General features: G+C 62.8%; 17 protein-coding genes. 6 read left to right on the top strand and 11 right to left on the bottom strand.

Annotation, left to right across the window (positions count from 1 at the left end; translation table 11 throughout):
• Window positions 1-10: 10 nt before the first annotated feature.
• From V6590_RS04625 to V6590_RS04635, 3 genes are all read right to left on the bottom strand, one after another.
• Window positions 11-607 (bottom strand): CbiQ family ECF transporter T component, encoded by a 597-nt coding sequence (locus V6590_RS04625; RefSeq protein ID WP_335420248.1) that lies wholly within the window; start codon window positions 605-607, stop codon window positions 11-13.
• Window positions 582-1,304: an energy-coupling factor ABC transporter ATP-binding protein gene (locus V6590_RS04630; RefSeq protein ID WP_335420250.1), complete on the bottom strand. Its 723-nt coding sequence runs from the start codon at window positions 1,302-1,304 to the stop codon at window positions 582-584. Before V6590_RS04630 ends, V6590_RS04625 begins: the two co-directional genes overlap by 26 nt.
• Window positions 1,305-1,411: 107 nt before the next feature.
• Complete coding sequence (locus tag V6590_RS04635) at window positions 1,412-2,689, bottom strand: 4-aminobutyrate--2-oxoglutarate transaminase (RefSeq protein WP_335420253.1); 1,278 nt, start codon at window positions 2,687-2,689, stop codon at window positions 1,412-1,414.
• Window positions 2,690-2,864: 175 nt separating this feature from the next.
• On the opposite strand from V6590_RS04635, the gene cysE reads away from it, so the two are divergent.
• Window positions 2,865-3,662, top strand: a complete 798-nt coding sequence (gene cysE / locus V6590_RS04640; protein ID WP_335420256.1) for a serine O-acetyltransferase — start codon at window positions 2,865-2,867, stop codon at window positions 3,660-3,662.
• A 190-nt stretch (window positions 3,663-3,852) separates the two neighbouring features.
• Here the strand turns inward: cysE and V6590_RS04645 are convergent, their stop codons facing one another.
• The 5 genes from V6590_RS04645 to V6590_RS04665 form a co-directional block, all read right to left on the bottom strand.
• The gene (locus tag V6590_RS04645; RefSeq protein ID WP_335420259.1) at window positions 3,853-5,157 is read right to left on the bottom strand and encodes a pyruvate dehydrogenase complex dihydrolipoamide acetyltransferase; all 1,305 of its coding nucleotides are present in this window, start codon (window positions 5,155-5,157) and stop codon (window positions 3,853-3,855) included.
• An 8-nt stretch (window positions 5,158-5,165) separates the two neighbouring features.
• Complete coding sequence (locus V6590_RS04650; protein WP_335420262.1) at window positions 5,166-6,527, bottom strand: pyruvate dehydrogenase complex E1 component subunit beta; 1,362 nt, start codon at window positions 6,525-6,527, stop codon at window positions 5,166-5,168.
• A gap of 12 nt (window positions 6,528-6,539) precedes the next feature.
• The gene (gene pdhA, locus V6590_RS04655; protein WP_335420264.1) at window positions 6,540-7,529 is read right to left on the bottom strand and encodes a pyruvate dehydrogenase (acetyl-transferring) E1 component subunit alpha; all 990 of its coding nucleotides are present in this window, start codon (window positions 7,527-7,529) and stop codon (window positions 6,540-6,542) included.
• 214 nt (window positions 7,530-7,743) lie between these two features.
• Window positions 7,744-8,040 carry an FtsB family cell division protein gene (locus tag V6590_RS04660; protein WP_335420268.1) on the bottom strand — a complete coding sequence of 99 codons (297 nt, stop codon included), beginning with the start codon at window positions 8,038-8,040 and terminating at the stop codon, window positions 7,744-7,746.
• A 170-nt stretch (window positions 8,041-8,210) separates the two neighbouring features.
• Complete coding sequence (locus tag V6590_RS04665) at window positions 8,211-9,140, bottom strand: class I fructose-bisphosphate aldolase (protein ID WP_335420271.1); 930 nt, start codon at window positions 9,138-9,140, stop codon at window positions 8,211-8,213.
• Between the two features lie 341 nt (window positions 9,141-9,481).
• Between V6590_RS04665 and V6590_RS04670 the strand changes: the two genes are divergently transcribed.
• Window positions 9,482-10,924, top strand: coding sequence for a calcium-binding protein (locus tag V6590_RS04670; RefSeq protein WP_335420273.1), 1,443 nt, complete (start codon window positions 9,482-9,484; stop codon window positions 10,922-10,924).
• Between the two features lie 110 nt (window positions 10,925-11,034).
• On the opposite strand, the gene V6590_RS04675 is transcribed toward V6590_RS04670, so the two are convergent.
• Complete coding sequence (locus V6590_RS04675; RefSeq protein ID WP_335420276.1) at window positions 11,035-12,222, bottom strand: phosphoglycerate kinase; 1,188 nt, start codon at window positions 12,220-12,222, stop codon at window positions 11,035-11,037.
• 135 nt (window positions 12,223-12,357) lie between these two features.
• On the opposite strand from V6590_RS04675, the gene V6590_RS04680 reads away from it, so the two are divergent.
• The 3 genes from V6590_RS04680 to V6590_RS04690 all read left to right on the top strand — a co-directional run bounded on the left by V6590_RS04680 (window position 12,358) and on the right by V6590_RS04690 (window position 14,488).
• Complete coding sequence (locus tag V6590_RS04680; RefSeq protein WP_335420279.1) at window positions 12,358-12,870, top strand: peptidylprolyl isomerase; 513 nt, start codon at window positions 12,358-12,360, stop codon at window positions 12,868-12,870.
• A complete protein-coding gene (locus V6590_RS04685) occupies window positions 12,860-13,417 on the top strand; it encodes a peptidylprolyl isomerase (RefSeq protein ID WP_335420282.1) in 558 nt (185 codons plus the stop codon). The genes V6590_RS04680 and V6590_RS04685 overlap by 11 nt, the downstream gene beginning before the upstream one ends.
• A gap of 117 nt (window positions 13,418-13,534) precedes the next feature.
• Window positions 13,535-14,488: a calcium-binding protein gene (locus tag V6590_RS04690; protein ID WP_335420285.1), complete on the top strand. Its 954-nt coding sequence runs from the start codon at window positions 13,535-13,537 to the stop codon at window positions 14,486-14,488.
• 54 nt (window positions 14,489-14,542) lie between these two features.
• Here the strand turns inward: V6590_RS04690 and tyrS are convergent, their stop codons facing one another.
• Entirely contained in the window at window positions 14,543-15,793 is a 1,251-nt protein-coding gene (tyrS, locus tag V6590_RS04695) for a tyrosine--tRNA ligase (RefSeq protein WP_335420288.1), read from the bottom strand.
• A gap of 62 nt (window positions 15,794-15,855) precedes the next feature.
• On the opposite strand from tyrS, the gene V6590_RS04700 reads away from it, so the two are divergent.
• Window positions 15,856-16,953 carry an anhydro-N-acetylmuramic acid kinase gene (locus tag V6590_RS04700; protein WP_335420291.1) on the top strand — a complete coding sequence of 366 codons (1,098 nt, stop codon included), beginning with the start codon at window positions 15,856-15,858 and terminating at the stop codon, window positions 16,951-16,953.
• Window positions 16,954-16,994: 41 nt separating this feature from the next.
• On the opposite strand, the gene rarD is transcribed toward V6590_RS04700, so the two are convergent.
• Window positions 16,995-17,882: an EamA family transporter RarD gene (gene rarD, locus V6590_RS04705; RefSeq protein ID WP_434063228.1), complete on the bottom strand. Its 888-nt coding sequence runs from the start codon at window positions 17,880-17,882 to the stop codon at window positions 16,995-16,997.
• Window positions 17,883-17,925: the final 43 nt, after the last annotated feature.

A 17,925-nucleotide genomic window follows, 5' to 3' on the forward strand; every position in this document is an offset into this window, starting at 1 on the left:
GGGGTCTCCTTCACAGCCCGCCCCGCGCGCGCAGGGCCTCGGCGACATGATCGGCATCATCCAGCGCGGCCAGCGCAAGCGGCAGCGCGATTGCTGTACGCGGCCGTTTCGGGCTGCGCGCCTGCCACGCTTGCCGCAATGCAGCAGCCTTGTCCAGCAGAACCGGGGTGAAGCGGATCACCAGTGCCATGGCCAGGGCGATGGCGCGCGGGTTCATCCCCAGCCGGGCTAGTGGTGCCAGCCCGCGTTCGGCAAGCGCCAGCAGATCGGCAAGGCGCGTGGTCATGGTCATCAGCGTGGCAAGCCCGATGGCAAAGACCATGCGGCCCGCCACAACGGCACCTGCGGTCCAATGCCCGCTCCAGCCGTGCCAGATCAGGATGATCGCCACCACTGGCCATAGCGCCAGCAGGTGCTGCCCGGCCTGCCGCGCGAAACCCGGCCCAAGGGCAAGCAGCGTCAGCCCCAGCCCCGCCAGCAGCCCCGCCGTGCCAGGCAGGCTGGTTACCCGCAGCGCCAGAACGGTGCCCGCCGCCACCGCACCCAGCTTCAGGCAGGCAGGCATGCGATGCAGCGGTGTTTCAGTGGGAGAGATCAGTGTCAGCATCGGCATCCCCCAGCCGCGCCATTTCCGCGCGGAAGGCGGGCAATACATCTGCGGGCCGGCCCTGCCGCGCAACTTCCCCGCCCTCGATCCAGACCAGATGATCGGCAGCGGCGACCGCGTCAGGGTCATGGCTGATGGTGACAATCCGCTGCGGCAAGACAGCCAGTCGGCGGGCCAGACGCGCCTGCGTGGGCAGATCGAGCGCGGCGAAAGGTTCATCCAGCAGCAGCGTGGCCGGGCGCATCAGCAAGACCGCCATCAGGCACAGCCATTGTTTCTGGCCATGGCTCAGGCTGGCAACCAGGGCCTTGGCCCAATGGCTGCGCCCCTCGGCCTGCAACAGTGTGGCCACCTCAGCCGCCGCCTCTGTCGCCGATGCGCCCTGCTGGCGCAGGCCGAAGGCCAGTTCTTCTTCGACCGTGGGAAACAGGATCTGGTGATCGGGGTTCTGGAACAGGATGCCGACACGATCCAGCATGGCCCGCCGATCCGCCGCCGGGTCCAGCCCGTCCAGCCGGATCTGCCCGGAACTGGGCGCAACCAGCCCCGCCATCAGCCGCAGCAGCGTGGTCTTGCCCGATCCATTCCGCCCTATCACGCCAATCCGCCGCGCGGTCAGCGACAGGCTGATCCCGCGCAGGATCAACCGATCCTGCCGCCGATAGGTGACATCCTGAAATGTGATCCCCTGATCCATGGCCGGGGAATAGCGCCGCGCCCGCTGTCCCGCAATGCCGATCTGACCGGCAAAAGAAAGGGGGGCAGAGGCCCCCCTTCCGATAGGTCAGACATCGTGCAGCGCGCTCAGCCCTGGCGCGCGGCGGCGACGGCCTCCTCCAGAATGCCAAGCGCCTCGGTGAAATGCGCCTCGGGGATGGTGATGGGCGCCAGGAAGCGCACCACATTGCCATAAACGCCGCAGGTCAGCAGGATCAGCCCACGCTTCAACGCCTCGACCCGGACCCGACCGGTAAAGGCCGCATCGGGGGCATGGGTGGAGGGATTGGCAAATTCCACCGCCACCATGAAGCCCGGGCCGCGGATATCGCTGATTTCCGGCGTGGTGGCGCGGATCGCCTCCAGCTTCTGTTTCAGCCGCGAGCCCAGTTCATTGGCCCGGGCGCAAAGGTCTTCATCCTCGATCACATCCAGCACCGCATGGGCGGCGGCAATGCCCAACGGGTTGCCCGCATAAGTGCCACCCAGCCCGCCCGGATTGGCCGCATCCATCAGATCGGCCCGGCCAGTGACCGCCGCCAGCGGCAGCCCGCCCGCCAGCCCCTTGGCCATGGTCGTCAGATCGGCCGCCACGCCATAGGCCTCCATCGCAAAGAGATGGCCGGTGCGGGCAAAGCCGGTCTGCACCTCATCGGCAATCATCACGATCCCATGGGCATCACACAGCGCGCGGATACCCTTCACCAGTTCTGCCGGGGCCGGATAGAACCCGCCTTCGCCCTGCACCGGTTCAAGGATGATCGCTGCCACGCGGGCCGGATCGAGGTCGGCCTTGAACAGTTTTTCAATCCCCGCCATCGCATCGGCGGTCGAGATGCCATGCACATCCTGCGGGAAGGGCACATGAAAGACATCGGGCATCATGGCCCCGAAGCCCTTCTTGTAGGGTTCTACCTTGCCAGTCAGCGACATGCCCATGAAGGTCCGGCCATGAAAGCCGCCTCCGAAAGCGATGACGGCGTTCCGACCGGTGGCCACGCGGGCAATCTTGATCGCGTTTTCGCAGGCCTCGGCACCGGTGGTGACGAAGATGGTCTTCTTGCGGAAATCGCCCGGCACCTTGTCATTGAGCCGTTCGGCCAGACGGATGTAATTCTCGTAAGGCAGAACCTGATGGCAGGTATGGGTGAAACGGCCCATCTGTTCGGTCACGGCGGCCATCACACGCGGATGGCAATGGCCCGTGTTCACCACGGCGATACCCGCCGCAAAATCGATGTAGCGGTTGCCTTCGATATCCCAGATCTCGGCATTCAGTGCGCGATCGGCATAGATCTGCGTTTGCATGCCAACGCCGCGCGAAATCGCCTCGTCCCGGCGCTTGGCCACTTCGGTGTTTTTCATGGGTCTGGTCCTCTCTGGCCCGGAAGGTCTGCTTGGCCAGCAGTATTTGATCAAAATATGCCGCGAAGGCAATCGGATTCGCATGGATCGCCGATGCAATCCTCCGTTGCGGGTGGTGGCATGGCCGGGCAATTGCGCTATAGTCTGGTCAAGAACTGTTCCGGAGACTGCAGCCATGGCCGATACCCGCCCCAAGCTTTCGACGATCGATCCGGTCTGGTCGCGCATCTGCGACGAGGCGGTTGCTGCCATTGGCACGGAACCGCTGCTGGGGGGGCTGGTTCATTCCAGCATCCTGCACCATCCCAGCCTGGAACGCGCTCTGGCCTATCGCTTTTCGCTGAAACTCGCCTCGGGCGAGATGAGCGAACAGATCCTGCGCGAGATCGCCGACGAGGCCCATGCCAGCGATCCAAGCCTTGGGCACGCCGCCCGCGCTGACGTGACAGCCGTGTTCGAACGCGATCCGGCATGCCATCGCTATCTGCAGCCCATCCTGTTCTTCAAGGGATTTCAGGCTGTGCAGGCCTATCGCATCGGGCATTGGCTGTGGCAGCAAGGCCGGTTCGACATGGCCTATTTCGTTCAGATGCGCGTGTCCGAGGTGTTCGGCGTCGATATTCACCCCGCCGCCCGCATCGGGCGCGGGATCATGATTGATCATGCCCATTCCATCGTGATCGGGGAAACGGCGGTTGTGGGCGACAATGTCTCCATGCTGCATTCGGTGACGCTTGGCGGCACCGGCAAGGAAGATGGCGACCGTCACCCCAAGATTGGCAATGGTGTGCTGATCGGGGCGGGGGCCAAGGTGCTGGGGAATATCCATATCGGCCATTGCACCCGCATCGCTGCCGGTTCGGTGGTGCTGCAGGATGTGCCGCCCTGCAAGACCGTCGCGGGTGTTCCGGCCCGTGTGGTGGGCGAGGCAGGCTGCGCGACCCCGTCGCTGACCATGGATCAGGTTGTCTAGCCTGACTAAGCGTTCGGCTGGCGTTTCGATGACCGCCGCGACAGGGCGGCAGCGTTGCTGACACCTTTCGGATCAGCGGGTCATGGGGCAGTATGTACCTGAATCCGCCTATATCGTGGTATCGAATATCCTCGGGGGACTGGGGGCAAGACCCCCGGCGCTTTCCGCCGGGGGCCTCTGTTTCAAACCCTTAGGCCAGCATCATCATCGGGTTTTCCAACCCTTCGATGATCGCCTTCAGGAATTCGGCACCCAGCGCGCCGTCGATCACCCGGTGATCCACCGACAGGGTCATCGACATCATGGTGGCCACCACGATCTCGCCCGCCTTGTTCACCACCGGCTTCTTCACGCCCGCGCCCACGGCCAGGATCGAGCCATGCGGCGGGTTGATCACGGCGTCGAAATTCTCCACCCCCATCATCCCGAGGTTGGAGATCGCGAAGCTGCCACCCTGATATTCATGCGGGGCGAGCTTCTTGGTCTTGGCGCGGCCTGCCAGATCCTTCATCTCGGCCGACAGGGCCGAAAGCGACTTCTTGTCGGCATCCTTAAGAACGGGCGTGAACAGCCCGCCCTCGATGGCCACGGCCACCGCCACATCTGACGGCTTCATCTTCAGCACCCGGTCGCCCGCCCAGACGGCGTTGCAATCCGGCACCTTCTGCAAGGCCAGCGCGCAGGCCTTGATGATGAAGTCATTGACCGACAGCTTCACGCCACGCCCTTCCAGCGATTTGTTCAGCTGCTCGCGGAAGGCCATCAGCGTATCCAGCTGCACTTCGCGGCGCAGATAGAAATGCGGGATGGTTTGCTTCGCTTCCGTCAGGCGCGCGGCGATGGTGCGGCGCATGCCATCCAGCGGCATTTCGGTATATTCGCGGTCGGCATAAAGCTTCTTGACCGCATCTGCCGAAACAGAAGGGGCTGCAGCAGGGGCCGGGGCCGCTGCTGCCGCCACGGGGGCCGCCGCTGCCGCGACCGGAGCCGCCGCCTTGGGTGCGGCTTGCGCGCCCTCGACATCGGCCTTGACGATCCGGCCATGCGGGCCAGTGCCCTTCACCGCCGTCAGATCCAGACCCTTTTCCGCCGCGATGCGACGGGCCAGCGGTGAGGCAAAGACCCGCGCGCCGCCCGAGGCCGGGGCCGCCGGTGCTGCTGCAACCGCCGCTGCCGGGGCAGCGGCCGCCACGGGGGCTGCTGCGACAGGCGCCGCCGCTGCCGGGGCGCTGGCGGCAGCCGAGGCATCCTCGCCATCCTCCAGCAGCACCGCGATGGGCGTGTTCACCTTAACGCCCGCCGTGCCTTCCGCGATCAGGATCTTGCCGATCACGCCCTCATCCACGGCCTCGAATTCCATCGTGGCCTTGTCGGTCTCGATCTCGGCCAGAATCTGGCCGGATTTCACCGTATCGCCTTCCTTGACCAACCATTTGGCAAGGGTGCCTTCCTCCATCGTGGGAGAAAGGGCCGGCATCAGAACTTGAATAGCCATTTCACACCTCAGCGATAGCAAACGGATTTCACGGCTTCGACCACTTCGGCAGTCGTCACCAGCGCCAGCTTTTCAAGGTTGGCCGCATAGGGCATCGGCACGTCCTTGCCGCACAGGTTGATCACCGGCGCGTCGAGATAATCGAAGGCGCGTTCCATGATCACTGCCGACAGATGGTTGCCGATGGAGCCGACGGGGAAGCCCTCTTCCACGGTGACGCAGCGATTGGTCTTCATGACCGAGGCCAGAACCGTGTCGTAATCCAGCGGGCGCAGGGTGCGCAGGTCGATCACCTCGGCGCTGATGCCCTCGGCAGCCAGCTTGTCAGCGGCCTCCAGCGCATAGGTCATGCCGATGCCGAAGCTCACGATGGTCACGTCGGTGCCCTCGCGCCAGATTTTCGCCTTCCCGAAGGGGATGGTGAAATCGGGCAGGTCCGGCACTTCGAACGATTTGCCATACATGATCTCGTTTTCAAGGAAGATCACCGGGTTCGGATCGCGGATGGCTTGCTTCAGCAGGCCTTTGGCATCCGCCGCCGAATAGGGCATCACCACTTTCAGGCCCGGCAGCGCCGCATACCATGCCGCGTAATCCTGGCTGTGCTGCGCGCCCACGCGGGCGGCGGCGCCGTTCGGACCCCGGAACACGATGGGGCAGCCCAGCTGACCGCCCGACATGTAATTGGTCTTGGCGGCCGAGTTCACGATATGGTCAATCGCCTGCATGGCGAAGTTGAAGGTCATGAATTCGACGATGGGGTTCAACCCACCCCATGCCGCGCCCACGGCGATCCCGGCAAAACCATGCTCGGTGATCGGCGTGTCGATCACGCGTTTGGGGCCGAACTCATCCAGCAGGCCTTGGCTGATCTTGTAGGCGCCCTGATATTCGCCCACTTCCTCGCCCATCAGGAACACATTGCCATTGCCACGCATTTCTTCGGCCATGGCCTCGCGCAGGGCTTCCCGCACGGTCATGGTTTTCATCGGCGTGCCGGTCGCCCAATCGGCCGAAGCCTTGGACACCACAGCCACCGGCGCCTTGGCCTGAGCCGCGACCGGGGCCGCTGCTGCAACTGGGGCCGCCGCAGCCGCCACGGGTGCATGGGCCGCATCGGCGCTTTCGCCTTCCTCGACCAGCACTGCAATCGGCGTGTTCACTTTCACGCCCGCCGTGCCCTCGGCCACCAGCAGCTTGCCGATGATGCCTTCATCCACGGCCTCGAATTCCATCGTGGCCTTGTCGGTTTCGATTTCCGCGATGATCTGGCCGGATTTGACCGCATCGCCTTCTTTCACCAGCCATTTGGCCAGTGTGCCTTCCTCCATCGTCGGAGAAAGCGCGGGCATGAGTACTTGGGTTGCCATGTCGTTCTCTCCTCAGGCGTAGATGTCGGTATAGAGTTCCGAAACCGGCGGTTCGGGGCTTTCCTTGGAGAATTCGGCCGCCTCGTTCACGATGGCCTTGATCTCCTTGTCGATCGCCTTCAGCTCGTCATCCGATGCAAGGCCGCCCTGCGTCAGCAGATCGCGCACATGTTCGATGCAGTCCTTCTCGGTCTTGATCTTTTCAACTTCTTCGCGGGTCCGGTATTTCGCCGGGTCCGACATCGAGTGGCCGCGGTAACGATAGGTCATCATTTCAAGGATGTACGGGCCCTTGCCGGCGCGGCAATGCGCCACGGCCTTTTCGGCGGCGGCCTTCACGGCCAGAACATCCATGCCGTCCACCTGTTCGCCCGGAATGCCATAGGCCTCGCCCCGGCCATAAAGCGTGACCGATTTGGTCGCCCGCTTCATGCTTGTGCCCATGGCATACTGGTTGTTTTCGATGACGAAGATCACCGGCAGGTTCCACAACTCGGCCATGTTGTAGGTTTCATAAACCTGGCCCTGGTTCGCCGCGCCATCGCCGAAATAGGTGAAGGTGACGTTGTCATTGCCCTTGTACCAGTCGGAGAAGGCCAACCCCGCGCCCAGCGGCACCTGCGCGCCCACGATACCGTGGCCGCCATAGAAATGTTTGTCGCGCGAAAACATGTGCATGCTTCCGCCCTTGCCCTTGGAATAGCCCCCCTCGCGCCCGGTCAGTTCGGCCATCACGCCCTTGGGGTCCATGCCGCAGGCCAGCATATGGCCGTGGTCGCGGTAAGAGGTCAGGCGCTTGTCGCCGTCCTTTGCTGCGGCCTCAAGGCCCACAACCACCGCTTCCTGCCCGATATACAGGTGGCAGAAGCCGCCGATCAGGCCCATGCCATACAACTGGCCCGCCTTTTCCTCGAAGCGCCGGATCAACAGCATCTCGCGGTAATATTTGAGAAGTTCCTCTTTCGAGACGTTCGGTCTCTCCGGTACCTTCCTGGTGGCCATGCGGCGCCCCTCCCTTTGGGAAATAGTTCAGCGTTAAACTATCTGCACTGTATCGGAGAAATAAGGCGTTTAGCAAGAAAATCTTCCGCCGCAGCGCCGCAAATGTGGTTGCATTGCAGCACAGGTTGCCGCTTGGGAATGTGTCGGGGGGCAAGGTCAACGCATCTGCGGAATGATCGCCTCCTCCCCCTGCTTTGGGGGCGGCGATCAAATGTCAGCGAATGACCAGTTCGTCGGCGCGGATATAGCCCAGAACATCGCGCACCTGTTCATCCAGCAGGTCGATGTCCAGATAGGCGTCCGACAATCGGTGGGTACGGTTCTGCAGTTCTGCAAGCTCGGCCTGCAACCGGTCGCGTTCGGTGCGCAACGCCTCGGCTTCGGCATTGATCTGCACGCGGCGGAACACGCCATAATCGCCCTGCACGGCGGCAAAGGTGAAATAGCCCCCCAGCGTCAGGGCAAGGGCGAAAATCAACAGGCTGCCAATGGAAAGCCGGTGTGGGGTCATGCGTATCTCTGCCTCGTCCGCCCTTCGTATCGGTGAGGGCGGTTCGGCCAGTATGCCACAGCCGAATCACCTTGGGAATCGGAAATCCGCAGCATGTTCAGGTGCCGGTCGCAGAACGCATAAGGGCCGCCCCTGGAGGCGGCCCGTCTTATGGCTTGTCAGGACCTGAATCAGGCCTTGCCCTTGTAGATATCGACCAGTTTGCCCAGCATGGCCAGTGCATCCTCGCGGCTCCGCTGGAAGCTGTTGCGCCCGATGATCGAGCCATTGCCGCCACCGTCGCGGATCGCGCGGGCGTCATCAAACACCGCATCGGCGCCCTTGGCAGCACCGCCCGAGAACACGATGATCCGGCGGCCATTGAAGCTGGCTTGCACGCAATGCTTCACCCGCGCGGTCAGATCGGAAATGTCGATCTTTTCCTTGTCATAGACCTTCTTGGCTTCGGGCTGCATCAGGTGGTCGGTCGAAAGCTTGATTTTGATGATATGGGCACCCAGCAGTGCTGCGATATGCGCGGCATAGGCCGCCACATCCACCGCCGTCTCGCCATCCTTGGTCACCGCCTCGCCGCGCGGATAGGACCAAATCACGGTGGCGATACCCTTGGAAGCCGCTTCCTTGCGCATCTCGACGATCTCTTCGAACATGTCCAAAGCCATGTCCGAGCCCGGATAGATGGTGAAGCCGATGGCGGCGCAGCCCAGACGCAGCGCATCGTCCACGCTTGCCGTCACCGCCTGGTTCTTGCCTGCCGTGTCCGACATCAGGCTGTTGGCGCTGTTCACCTTCAGGATCGTCGGGATCTGGCCCGCGAAGGTGTCAGCCCCTGCCTCCAGCGGCCCCAGCGGCGCGGCATAGGCCGAAAGCCCTGCATCAATCGCCAGCTGATAGTGGTAATGCGGGTCATAGCCCGCCGGATTGGGCGCAAAGCTGCGCGCCGGGCCGTGCTCAAAGCCCTGATCGACCGGGAGGATGATCATCTTGCCGGTGCCACCCAGCTTGCCTTCCATCAGCATGCGGCAAAGGTTGCCCTTCACCCCGGCGTTTTCGCCTTCGTAATAGCTCAGGATCTTCTGCACCTGCTTGGTGGCCCGCATCTTCAAATGCTCCTTCGGGTTGGAAATGGCGGCCGTCCGGCCCTGTGCCAGCCGATAGTGAAGCCCCGCCGCGCGCGCAACGCTGTTAGCGTTAACGACCTGCCGCGCATGGCAGATTTCTGCCGTGTGTGGGGGGGCGGGCAGATTCGCGGTGCGGGCGCGCAGGCGGAGAATTGTTCCTGCTGCGTTGGCAACCTGCTGATTATCGGAAGATTGTTGCCGGTCAGCCGAGGGATTAACGCCGTTTGCATCAATCAGCTTGACCGCGAATTTAGCTCAAATATGAGTAAATCAGGGGCGAGTTTCACTGGCTGCGTGCGCGCAGTCATGAGCAGTTGAGGATGGATGCGATTGCGCGGCTGACAACGACGGCGAACATCAAGAAGGGGCTGAACCTGTCGAGCTATCTCGAACGGGAATTCGGCTATATCAACCGGGATGACCCAAGCGATGTGTTCGCGTTCCTTATGGGTGGCAATACCGTTTCGTTTGACGGCAATTACAGCGTGACCGGAAGCAGCGCCACAGGCACGGTGACGGGCTTTGCCTTCCAGGTCAATGGCGCGCCGATTTTCCGGGTGACTGGCCTGTCGTTATCGGCATCCACGCTTTTTTCCAACCTGCGCGGCACGACGGTCGAGGATTTCCTGTCGGCGGTGTTTGCCGGGAATGACAGCATGACCGGGACCGACCATTTCAGGGATCACCTGCTGGGGTTCGGCGGCAATGATACGCTGAACGGGCTCAAAGGCAACGATACGCTGGATGGCGGCACCGGCAATGACGAGCTGTCTGGCGGAAATGGCAACGACCGGGTGATCGGCGGGGCCGGCAATGACTTCATGCAAGGCAATCAGGGATCGGATACCTTGCTGGGCGGTGCCGGGAACGACACGCTGCAGGGCGGTCTGCGAAACGACCTGCTGAATGGCGGAACCGACGATGACGAGCTTTCCGGCGGTAATGGTGACGGCGGCGAGGGCGAGGATGTTTTCGTTTTCGACGCGGGGCATGGCCGGGACGTGGTCAAGAACTTCTCGATTTTCGATTCCATCGTGCTCGACGACATCTATTGGCAGGGCAAAGAGACGGCTGCCGATGTGATCGATGATTTTGCCCGTGTGGTGGGCGACACGGTTGTGCTGACGAATGGCGCAAACCGCATCACCGTTGAATTCGTTGACAGCGTCGATGATCTGGTTGCAGCGCTGGAAAGCCGTCTGTTCCGCAAATCGATCCTTGATCGGTTTGGCAATGACACCATCGATGGCGGGTCAAGCTCTGACCGGCTGCATGGCTGGGTCGGGAATGACCGTCTGAACGGCGGCGCTGGTGCTGATAACCTTTTGGGGGATGTCGGCAACGACACCCTCATCGGTGGTACAGGAAAAGATCTCCTGCAGGGCGGTGCCGGTGCTGACGTCATGTATGGGCAGGGCGGCAATGATCGCCTGCGCGGGGGCTTGGGTGCCGATGCCTTTGCCTTTGCAGGCAGCCATGGCCGTGACAGGATTGCCGATCTGACCAGCGACGACACGATTGTTCTGTCGGATGCCTATTGGCAGGGGGTAGAGGGTGCCCTTGATCTGCTTCAGCAGCGGGGGAGAATTGTGGATGGCGATCTTGTCATCCGGTTGAGCAGCACGACATCGGTGCGCATAGAAAGCTTCACGGATTTCACAGCAAGTACGACGGCGACGATCGAGGACCTGACAGAGGCGAACTTCGCGGAGATTGCAAACCGTCTGCGGACCTTTGAACAGGCGCAAATTGAAATTCTCTGAAACTGTCTGTTGTTGATAGCAAAAAGCCCGCATCCAAGGATGCGGGCTTTTTCATTGAAACGCTGGAGTGCTGGCAGGCACGGGCGGGGGCCAACCTCGCCCGGGTGGAATCACCCAAGCGCGCTGACGCCGGGCAGGTCCTTGCCCTCCATCCATTCAAGAAAAGCCCCGCCTGCGGTGGAGATGAAGCTGAAATCGGCAGCCGCCCCGGCCTTGTTCAGCGCCGCGACAGTGTCGCCCCCGCCCGCGACCGAAATCAGCTTGCCCGCCCGGGTCAGCCCCGCCACGGCCCGCGCCGCTGCATTGGTGGCCGCATCAAACGGCTCGATTTCAAAGGCGCCCAGCGGGCCGTTCCAGATCAGGGTTTTCGCAGTGGCAAAGACCTGCTCCAGCGCCGCCACTGTGGCCGGGCCTGCATCCAGGATCATCGCATCGGCGGGGCAATCTGCGGTCGGCACGCATTCATTCGCGGCATTCGCCTTGAACTCGCGCGCCACCACCACATCCACCGGCAGATGGATGGTGCAACCCGCCGCCTGCGCCTTGCCCATGATCTCGCGCGCAGTGTCGGCCATATCGCGCTCGGCCAGCGATTTGCCGACCTCAACCCCTTGCGCCACAAGGAAAGTATTGGCCATGCCGCCGCCGATCACCAGATGATCGACCTTGCTGACAAGGTTCCCCAGCAGATCCAGCTTGGTGGACACCTTGGCCCCGCCCACCACCGCCACCACCGGGCGTTCGGGTGCGCCCAAAGCGGCCTCCAGCGCGCGCAGTTCCGCTTCCATCAACCGCCCCGCAGCGGCAGGCAGCAGATGCGCCAGACCGGCGGTCGAGGCATGGGCACGATGCGCCGCCGAGAAGGCGTCGTTCACATACACATCCCCCAGCTCGGCCATGGCCGCAGCCAGCTCGGGGGCGTTCTTTTCCTCACCCGCGTGGAACCGGGTGTTTTCCAGCAGCACCACATCGCCGGGGCCCGCGCCCTTGATCGCGGCCTTGGCCACATCGCCCACGCAATCGGAGCCAAACACCACCTTGCCGCCCAGGGCCGCCGCCAGCGCGCCCTGCACATGGGCCAGGCTCATTTCCGGCACCACCTTGCCCTTGGGCCGGTCATAATGGGCAAGCAACACCACCTTGCCACCCTTGGCCTGAATATCCTTCACCGTCGGCACGATCTTTTCGATCCGTGTTGCATCGGTGACCACGCCATTTTCCATCGGCACGTTGATATCCACCCGTACCAGCACGGTCTTGCCGTTCAGGTCGATCTCATCCAGCGTCTTCCAAGCCATGACAGCCTCCTCGCAAATCGGTTGCCCCTGTTTCCGCCGATCATGGGCCCGCGTCAACAGGATCACGCGGGTTTGCCCTTCCCCTTGCGCGCAGGGGCCATTACCTTGCGCCCAGCAAAACAGGAGACCGACCGGATGGCCGAGATCAAAGACCCCGAAAACACCATCATCATGATGCTGAAAGACGGCGAAGTGGTGATTGCGCTTCTGCCAGATGTGGCACCCAAGCACAGCGAACGCATGAAAGAACTGGCCCGCGCCGGAAAATACGACAACGTGGCCTTCCACCGCGTGATCGAGGGGTTCATGGCCCAGACCGGCGACGTGGAACATGGCAATATGGAAAGCCCGTCCTACAATGCCCGCCGTTCGGGCACCGGCGGGTCGGACCTGCCGGACCTGCCGGCCGAATTTTCCAAACTGCCGCATGACCGGGGCACGCTGGGCGCTGCGCGGTCGCAGAACCCGAATTCAGCCAACAGCCAGTTCTTCATCAACTTCAAGGACAACCATTTCCTGAACGGTCAGTACACGGTCTATGGCCGTGTCATTTCGGGGATGGAACATGTGGACAAGATCATGCGCGGCGAGCCCCCGGCGAACCCGGACCGCATGATCACCGTGCGGGTGGCTGCCGATGTCGCGTAAGATCCTCGCTGTTCTGGCCCTGCTCGCCTCGCCCGCGCTGGCCGAGTATGGCCCCGGTCCCAATCTGGTGATCGAGGTCGATGGCGAGGCCAAGGGCACCATCGTGATCGACATGGCCGATCACGTTGCCCCCAATCATGTGGCGCAGATCGTGGCGCTGGCCAAGGAAGGCGCCTATGATGATGTGGTGTTCCACCGCGTGATCGACGGTTTCATGGCGCAGACTGGCGATGTGGAATTCGGCAAGGCGGGAGGCAGCCCGCAGGCAGGCATGGGTGGGTCTTCCAAACCCGATCTGGCCGCCGAATTTTCGGATCTGACCTTTGATCGCGGCGTGGTCGGCATGGCGCGGTCGATGGACCCGAACTCGGCCAACAGCCAGTTCTTCATCATGTTCGCCCCGGCCCCGCATCTGGACGGCCAATATACCGTCGTCGGTCGTGTGGTCGAGGGGATGGATGTCGTGGACGCGATCAAGCGCGGGCAGGGCGGCAATGGCGAAGTGGCTGGCCCTGATCGCATGGTCAAGGTGACAGTGGCGGACTAAGGGCTGCAGCCCTGGCGTGTATTTTGGGTGCGGCCTGACAAGGCCGCACCTTTTTCTTTGACCGTATTGCTGCGCTGGCTTTAACTGCCGCAAGGTTTTCCACAGATGGAGGTTTCCATGCCAGTTCTTTCCGGCGTTTCGTCTCTTGCCAACTTTGTTCCCCTGCTCAATGAACTTTATGCCGATGGCGTGATCGTCACGCGCAACAGCCCGACCCAGGTTCTGGCTGGCAATGATGATGTGCGCTTTGCGTTTGGCGGCACCGGGCTGAATGCGAACACGTTTGACTCGCTGTTGGTCGGCTTCAGCACAGGTGTCATCACTTCGGTCAAGATCCGCGCGGCCGATGTAGACCAGGTTCTGGCCAGCATCACGGGCCTGAATGTGGATGTCGCCACGAATGCTGCTGTTTTCTCGGATGGGCGCGCCCTGCTGACCTACTTTGCCAATCAGAACTGGACGATCCAGGGCACCACGGGGGCGGATGTTTACAACCTTTCAAATACGTCGGGATTCCATACCAGGGCTGCGGTCACGCTGAACCTGCGCGGCGGTAATGATGAGGCGACCGGTGGCCTCGGGAAAGATCGCATTGTTGGCGATCTCGGCAATGATACGATCTATGACAGCCGTGGCAACGACGTGGCGCTTGGTGGGTCGGGCAACGATCTTCTGGGGCTTGCAAAAGGCGCGAATGGCAATGACATCCTGCGCGGCGGCACCGGCCATGACACCGTTCTGGGTGGTCTGGGGCGCGACAAGCTGTATGGCGAAGCAGGCGATGACGTTCTGGATGGCGGTGCCGGCAACGACCAGCTCTTTGGCGCAGCAGGGCGCGATACCATGACGGGTGGCGCTGGTAACGATACCTTCGTCTTCGCTGCGGCCGAGGGCAATGACGTCATCACCGATTTCGATCTGGATGCCGACACGATCCGCATTGATGCCGCCGAGGTCTCGGTGGTGGATGTCGAGGGCGGCGCAGCCATCCGTTACGCCGGAACCCGTATCGTGCTGGAAGACATTTCCGCCGCCGATCTGGTGATGGGCGATCACATCGTTCTGTTCTGACAGAAAAAAGGGGGCCGCATTGCGGCCCCCTGTTCCATCTGTGCCTCGGGCAGGTCAGCCCAGAACCACCAGGGCGTGGCGTTTCTTCCCTGCCGTCAGCTTCACCGGTTCGGCCAGATCCGCCGCATGCAGCTTGTGCCCCGCATCCAGCACCGGATCATCGTTCACCCGTGCGCCGCCTTCGGCCACCAGCCGCTTGGCCTCCTTGCCTGACGGTGCAAGCCCTGCGCGGACAAACAGCTGCGCCACGGTGATGCCATCCACCAGATCGGCCACGTTCAACGTAACGGTTGGCAGATCGGCCCCCACGCCGCCTTTTTCGAACACTTCGCGCGCCGTGGCTTCGGCGGCCTGTGCGGCCTCGGCTCCGTGAAGCAGCGCCGTCACCTCATTGGCCAGGATGATCTTGGCCGCGTTGATCTCCGATCCCGCCAGCGCGCCCAGACGTTCGCATTCCTCCACCGGCAGATCGGTGTAGAGTTTCAGGAAGCGGCCCACATCGGCATCGGTGGTGTTGCGCCAGAATTGCCAGAATTCATACGGGCTCAGCATCGCGCCATTCAGCCAGACCGCGCCCGAGGCCGATTTGCCCATCTTCTTGCCGTCGCTGGTGGTCAGCAGCGGCGAGGTGAGGCCGTAAATCTCACGGTCCAGCACGCGGCGGGTGAGATCGATCCCGTTGACGATATTGCCCCATTGATCGCTGCCGCCCATCTGCAGCAGGCACCCGTAACGGCGGTTCAGCTCCAGAAAATCATAGGCTTGCAGGATCATGTAGTTGAATTCGAGGAAGCTGAGCGATTGTTCGCGATCCAGCCGCGATTTCACCGATTCAAACGAGAGCATGCGGTTCACGCTGAAATGCCGCCCGATATCGCGCAGGAAATCGAGGTAATTCAGGCTGTCCAGCCATTCGGCATTGTTGAGCATGATGGCATCGGTCGCACCCTCGCCATACGAAAGGTAACGGCCAAAGACCTGCTTCATGCCGGCGATGTTCTCGTCGATCTTTTCGGGTGTCAGCAGCGGGCGTTCATCGGCACGGAAGGACGGGTCGCCCACCTTGGTGGTGCCGCCGCCCATCAGCGTGATCGGCTTGTGCCCGGTCTTTTGCAGCCAGCGCAGCATCATGATGTTGAGCAGATGCCCCACATGCAAGGACGCCGCCGTGGCGTCATAGCCGATATAGGCGGGCACGATCCCCTTGACCAAAGCCTCGTCGAGCGCCTGATAATCGGTGCAATCGGCCAGATAGCCGCGCTCCATCATCACGCGCATGAAATCGGATTTCGGGTGGTAGGTCATCGGTCTCTCGTGTTCTATGACGCGAGCCCGGGTATATCGGGCCAGCGTCACAAGGGGAAGCCATGTTGAAGGCCGAAGCAGTCTGGGCATTGGGCACTATGTCGGGCACATCGCTGGACGGTGTGGATGCGGCGCTGGTGCTGACCGATGGCGAAACCATTCAGGAATTCGGCGATACCGCCTATCGCCCCTATTCCGAGGCCGAGCGGGCCATCCTGCGCACCGCTTTGGGCGGCTGGCCCGGCGATCCGGGCGTGATGGCTGCCGCAGAGCTGGTGGAAACCGCCCATGCCGAGGTGATGTCGCGCTTTTCCGGCGCGCAGATTGCCGGGTTTCATGGCCAGACCCTGGCCCATGATCCGCGCGGGCGCGGCACCCATCAGGCAGGGGATGGTGCAGTGCTGGCGCAGGTTCTGGGTCTGCCGGTGGTCTGGGATTTCCGCGCGGCTGATGTGGCCCTGGGCGGGCAGGGGGCTCCGCTTGCGCCCTTCTTCCATTTCGCGCTGGCCCGTCATATCGGGGCGGGTGAACCGCTGGCCTTCCTCAATCTGGGCGGGGTGGGCAACCTGACATGGGTTGATCCCCGCTGTTCAGGCCCGGAAGCCGAGGGCGCCTGCCTTGCCTTTGATACTGGCCCCGCCAATGCCCCCGTCAATGATCTGCTGCGCGCCCGGCGCGGGCTGGATCATGATGAGAACGGGGCGCTGGCGGCCAGCGGCACGGCGGATGACGCGATCCTGCAGGCCTTCCTCAATCACCCCTATTTCTTCCGTATGCCGCCCAAATCTCTGGATCGCAACGATTTTCATGGCCTGATCGAAGCCGTTGCCTCGCTCTCGGATGCCGATGCCGCGGCCACATTGACCAAGGCCGCCGCCATGGCTGTGGCGCGCGGGGCCGACCATTTTCCCCGGCCGATCACGCGCCTGCTGGTGACGGGGGGCGGGCGGCTGAATGCCACGCTGATGGCCCATCTGTCTGACCTTTTCGCCTGCCCGGTCGATCCGGTCGAGGCGGTGGGCCTGAATGGCGATATGCTGGAGGCGCAGGCCTTCGCCCATCTGGCCGTGCGTGTCGCGCGGGGCCTGCCAACTTCGGGGCCCGGCACGACCGGCGTTCCGGCCCTTGTCGGTGGCGGACAGATCAGCCGGCCTGACTGACACCACCTCTATCTTGGCCCAGGAGGGGCGCGCGAGCGCCCTTACGCCCGTGCCGCGCGCAACATGCCAAGGGAATAGATCGCCAGCGCCGCCCAGATCATCGGAAAGGCGATCATCCGCGCCCAGCCGAAGGGTTCGCCAAAGACCAGCACGGCGACCAGAAAGATCAGCGTGGGTGAGACATATTGCAGGATGCCGATGGTGGACAGCCGCAGCAGCTTGGCCCCATTGGCATAAAGGATCAGCGGCACCGCCGTCACCACCCCGGCCGCGGGCAGCATCCAGTCATAAAAGGCGATTCCGTTCAGGAAATGGCTTTCCCCCTTGGCGGCCAGCCAGCCCGCATAGCCCAATGCCAGCGGCAAGAGCAGCGTCACCTCCAGCATGAAACCCTGATTGGGGCCGATGGGCAGCTGCTTTTTCGCATAGGCATAGGCCGCCCAGGTCGCCGTCATGCCAAGCGCCAGCACGGGCAGCCGCCCCGCATCCCATGTCAGCACCCCGACTGCCGCCGCCGCCAGCACCAGGGCCGCCATCTGCGCGCGGTTCAGCCGCTCGCCCAGCAGGCCCGCACCCACCAGCACGGTGACAAGCGGGTTGATGTAATAGCCAAGTGCTGCATCCAGCGCATGGCCGTTCTGGATCGACCAGACATAGATCCCCCAATTGAGCGAGATCAGCCCCGCCGTCACTACCCCCATGCCCAGCATGCGCGGATTGCGCAGGGCGGCCCAGAAATCGGCGGTCCGGCCCAGCCAGACCAGCAACAGCCCTGCCACCGGCACCGACCAGATCACCCGATGGGCAATCACTTCGGCGGCAGGCACATCGGCCAGCGCCTTCATGTAGAGCGGCAGAAAGCCCCACAGCACATAGGCCGACAGGGCAAAGGCAAATCCTTGCGGGGAATCTTTGGTCTGGGTCATCATGGCCAATGCCTAATCCTTCGGCAGGCCGGGGGCCATGGCGATC

Source organism: Gemmobacter denitrificans (assembly GCF_036964905.1).
Lineage (GTDB): Bacteria > Pseudomonadota > Alphaproteobacteria > Rhodobacterales > Rhodobacteraceae > Gemmobacter > Gemmobacter denitrificans.

Excerpts from the sequence above, each read along its gene's own strand:
- V6590_RS04625 (WP_335420248.1), bottom strand. The coding sequence starts at position 607 with ATGCTGACACTGATCTCTCCCACTGAAACACCGCTGCATCGCATGCCT.
- V6590_RS04630 (WP_335420250.1), bottom strand. The coding sequence starts at position 1,304 with ATGGATCAGGGGATCACATTTCAGGATGTCACCTATCGGCGGCAGGAT.
- V6590_RS04635 (WP_335420253.1), bottom strand. The coding sequence starts at position 2,689 with ATGAAAAACACCGAAGTGGCCAAGCGCCGGGACGAGGCGATTTCGCGC.
- cysE (WP_335420256.1), top strand. The coding sequence starts at position 2,865 with ATGGCCGATACCCGCCCCAAGCTTTCGACGATCGATCCGGTCTGGTCG.
- V6590_RS04645 (WP_335420259.1), bottom strand. The coding sequence starts at position 5,157 with ATGGCTATTCAAGTTCTGATGCCGGCCCTTTCTCCCACGATGGAGGAA.
- V6590_RS04650 (WP_335420262.1), bottom strand. The coding sequence starts at position 6,527 with ATGGCAACCCAAGTACTCATGCCCGCGCTTTCTCCGACGATGGAGGAA.
- pdhA (WP_335420264.1), bottom strand. The coding sequence starts at position 7,529 with ATGGCCACCAGGAAGGTACCGGAGAGACCGAACGTCTCGAAAGAGGAA.
- V6590_RS04660 (WP_335420268.1), bottom strand. The coding sequence starts at position 8,040 with ATGACCCCACACCGGCTTTCCATTGGCAGCCTGTTGATTTTCGCCCTT.
- V6590_RS04665 (WP_335420271.1), bottom strand. The coding sequence starts at position 9,140 with ATGCGGGCCACCAAGCAGGTGCAGAAGATCCTGAGCTATTACGAAGGC.
- V6590_RS04670 (WP_335420273.1), top strand. The coding sequence starts at position 9,482 with ATGGATGCGATTGCGCGGCTGACAACGACGGCGAACATCAAGAAGGGG.
- V6590_RS04675 (WP_335420276.1), bottom strand. The coding sequence starts at position 12,222 with ATGGCTTGGAAGACGCTGGATGAGATCGACCTGAACGGCAAGACCGTG.
- V6590_RS04680 (WP_335420279.1), top strand. The coding sequence starts at position 12,358 with ATGGCCGAGATCAAAGACCCCGAAAACACCATCATCATGATGCTGAAA.
- V6590_RS04685 (WP_335420282.1), top strand. The coding sequence starts at position 12,860 with ATGTCGCGTAAGATCCTCGCTGTTCTGGCCCTGCTCGCCTCGCCCGCG.
- V6590_RS04690 (WP_335420285.1), top strand. The coding sequence starts at position 13,535 with ATGCCAGTTCTTTCCGGCGTTTCGTCTCTTGCCAACTTTGTTCCCCTG.
- tyrS (WP_335420288.1), bottom strand. The coding sequence starts at position 15,793 with ATGACCTACCACCCGAAATCCGATTTCATGCGCGTGATGATGGAGCGC.
- V6590_RS04700 (WP_335420291.1), top strand. The coding sequence starts at position 15,856 with ATGTTGAAGGCCGAAGCAGTCTGGGCATTGGGCACTATGTCGGGCACA.
- rarD (WP_434063228.1), bottom strand. The coding sequence starts at position 17,882 with ATGATGACCCAGACCAAAGATTCCCCGCAAGGATTTGCCTTTGCCCTG.